This window comes from Clostridium lundense DSM 17049 (assembly GCF_000619945.1).
Classification (GTDB): Bacteria; Bacillota; Clostridia; order Clostridiales; family Clostridiaceae; genus Clostridium_AO; species Clostridium_AO lundense.
In genome coordinates this window covers 1-3,944 of the sequence record NZ_JHVC01000046.1, presented here as the reverse complement: position 1 = coordinate 3,944, position 3,944 = coordinate 1, and the positions used below count along the sequence as shown (strand labels likewise).

The 3,944-nt window shown below is 30.3% G+C and carries 1 protein-coding gene; it reads left to right on the top strand.

The genetic code is table 11. The features are described 5' to 3' along the window. Positions 1-15 precede the first annotated feature (15 nt). Positions 16-3,944: Ig-like domain-containing protein (locus T514_RS25360; RefSeq protein ID WP_156940053.1), on the top strand; the 3,929-nt coding region annotated here is incomplete at its 3' end.

Genomic DNA, 3,944 nt, shown 5'->3' with positions numbered 1-3,944 from the left:
AATGGAAATGGAGCAATGGGAAGAAGTACTTTAGAAGGAACAACTACAGTAAATGCAGGAGAAGACTTCGAAGTAACATATAAAGATGCAAAGGGAGATAAAATAAAAGATGGAGAAATAAAATACTATAAGGCAAGTGAATATGACTATAAGAGCATAAATAAAGAAAAAGTAAAACCTGTAGATACAGGAGTAAAAACAGATAAAGATGGAAAAGCAAAAATAAAATTAGAGGCAGGAAAATACTTTATAATAGCAGAAGCAACAGGAAAATCTAGAGCAAAAGCTTTAGAAGTAGAAGTTAAAGAGGAAAGTATTCCACAAAAATTAAATATTAGTTTACCAAAAGAAATGATAGATGGATATTTATGTGAAGTTAAAGTAACAGATGAAGCTGGTAAGCCAGTAAAGGATGCAGAAATTGCATATGGTAGCAGAGAAAATAGACTTGAAACAAAAGGAAAAACAGATGAAAATGGAAAAGCAATAATAAAAGTTTCAGGTGGCTGGTTTTCAGATTCAATTACAATGTATTTTCAAGCTGAAAAAGGGAATGTAAAAAGTGATATTCAAACTTTAAAATTACTTAAGGAAGTATACAAAATATATATTAAACCTGAAAAATTTTTATTGCAATTAGGAGAAAAACACCTATTTAAGTCTACTGTAGAATATAGTAGTAGTGAAATAAATGAAGAAATTAAGTGGGAAAGTTTAAGTCCGCAAATTGCAACTATTGATGAAAATGGACAGGTTACAGCAATTAAAGAAGGAGAAGCTGTTATAAGAGCTTCATTAAAGAAAGATACTAGATATTATCGTGAAACTAAAATACAAGTTGTAAAAGATGTAGTAAAAGTACATTTAAGGGTTGAACTTGAAGGCAAATCTGATTACTCAGGAGAAGTGAGAATTTCCGGAACAGAGATAAGCCTAGAGGACATATTGAAAAATCCAAGAATAGTAGATAAATACGGGTCAGAAAAAAAATATGAAACTGAATTTAATGAAGAAGGAAAATTAGTTGCTCTTGATAGGTGGCAAAAAGGAGATCCATATTTTTCAGTAATAATCAATGGAAAAGTTATAGATAATACTAAAGCTGCTATGATTAAAACAGGGGATAACATTATATGTTCATATAATGGAGCTACTAAACAATTTAAATTAGAAGCACCTAAAAAAGCTGTAGTTAATGAAGAATTTAAGGTTGTTGTGAAGGATGAAGATGGTAAAGCAGTAGAAGGAGCTAAGGTTGCTATAGAGTATTTTAAATATTGGAATGAAAGTTGGAGCAGTTCAACAGAAAAAAATACAGATGCCAAAGGTGTAGCAAGTTTTACAATAGATGGTTCAGGAGATTATCGTATTTTTGTCCAAAAAGATGGATATATTAGATCAGCAGTAGATAATATTCAAATAGGACTACCTAAAATTGAAAGTAATTTTCCAAAAGAAGTGAAAAGTAATGATGAATTTCAAATAGTTGTAACTGCTGCAGGAAATCCAATAGCAGAAGAAAAAGTATATTGGGCATTTAAAAATAGACCTGGATGTAAGGTGGAAATGGGAAAAACAGATGTAAATGGGAAAATAACAGGAAAAATAGATGCTCCAGTAGGACAATATACTTTATTTGCAGATTTTCATGATAATATAGTACAAATAGGGGATATAAGTGTTTTAGAAAAAAATATATATAAAGTTTCAAAAGTAGGAACTGTTGATGATGTACGTTATAAACCTATATCAGTTTGCTTAAAAGATAAAATATATTTGTTTGGGGGAACACAAGTAAAAGACTGGAATAAATTAGATTCTATTTTATGTTTTGATCCAAAAACTAATGAAATGAAAAATGTTGGAAAACTTCCAACAACTTGTGTTGAAAATGTTGCAGTAGTAGATGATAAAGTTTATTTGATTGGTAATAAAAAAGTTTATGAGTATGATGTAGAAAAGAATGAAGCTGTTGAAGTAGCAACACTTCCAGATGGTTATGAATTGAAATCAACTGGAAATGCTGTAATAAATAAAAAGGTATATATTTATGAAAGAAACAATAGTAAAGGATCTGTTGTTGAATTTGATCCAATTACAAAAAAAGTGAAAATAGTAGGTAATATTGATTTAGGAAGTGGAAATGAATGGGGTGGACCTACAGATGGTTCTATGATTGTACAAGCAAATCAAAAGATGTATATCATAGGAGGTCAATGGTCAAAAAAAGTATATGAGTTTAATCCAGTAAATAACGAAATTCTTGAAGTGTCAACACTAGATTATAGTATGGCTAATGGCACAGCAATTTCTATGGGTGGCAAAATTTATATCTTCGGAGAGGACATAGATAAAAGTATATCAGAGCAATTGTTTCATGTGGGAAGTTATCATATTTTAGAATTTGATGTAAAAAACAAAACTTTTAAAAATGTAGGGTATTTACCAACACCAACTTCATGTACAGCTGTGGTTTTAGCAGGAAATAGTGTATATATAGTTGGACAATCTTACAGAATGAAGGATAGTGCTGATACTAGCACTTGTAATGATATTATAAAAGTGACAGGATTTGAATCACAGGATACACAAAAACCTGAGATCATAGTAAATGGAATAAAAGACAATACATTAGTATCTGCAAAAGAAATAGCATTTACTGTACAGGTAACAGATAATCAAGATGAAAATATTACTCCACAAGTAAAATGCAATGATAAAGTGATAACTGAAAAAGATGGAAAATATAGTGTGGTTTTAAATGAGGGAAACAATACTATTGAAATTACAGCAAAAGATAAAGCTGGAAATACAGAAAATAAGAAGTATACATTAGTTTACAAATCTAATGTGATAGTAAATAAAATAGTTATTGAAGGAAGTAAAGAAAGATTACATCCAAAAGATAAAATTACTTTAAAAGGAAAAGCAGTAGATGAACAAAATAATGTAATACCAGGAAAAGAGTTTATATTTAGTAGTAGTGATGAAAAAGTAGCAACAGTAGATGGAAAAACAGGAGAAGTAACAGTTATAGGAAATGGAACGGTTATTTTAACTGTTGCATTAAAAGATGATGCAAAAGTAAAAGAGAGTATAAAAGTTACTGTTACAGATAAATATGAGATATACATTCGTATAGAAGGATATGATCACACAGTTTTACCAAGAACAAAGCTAGAAGTAGGAGTATTTGATTTAAGTGAGTATTTAGGAAAAGCATCAGGAGGCAGTGCAGGAGAATCTAATGGGTGGGATGTAAGTAAATTTGAGAAACCAACCAATGCTCATGCTATTGTAAAAGCTTTAGTTGATGCTGGATTTAGACAGAAAAAGGATAAAGAGCTAGATGGACCTAAATTATTTGATCTTCAGGATTATGGATGGAGCTTATATATCGCAATGCTTGATGGCGATAGAGAATTTGATCATGAAGGAATGTCTGGTTGGTTGTATAGGGTAAATGATGTACTTCCAAACGTAGGTTGTAATGGAACTCCATTAAATGATGGAGATGAAATTGTATGGATGTATTCACCTTATGGATTTGACAATTTATATACAAAAGTATTTGCAGATAAAACAAATGTGAAAACAAATGAACAGGTAAACATCAAATTGGATGGGTATACAGGTGGATATAATATAAGAAAAGAAACAGTAGGTGGAGCTACAATTCTTGTAAATGGAAAACCATATACTAAAGATGGAAAAGAAGTAGTTACAGATTCAAAAGGAAATGCAGTTCTTACTTTTGATAAGCCAGGAGATTATACTATATCTTCTACTAGATTAGATAAAAAAGGGCTTATTGATATTATAAGACCAAATCCTGTTGTAATTCATGTAACAGGCACAGAAGGACCAAATAATAAAGAAGAATTACGTAAGAAAATATTAGAGATATTACCTGAGACAGTGGATTACTCAACAAAGGAAAGCTT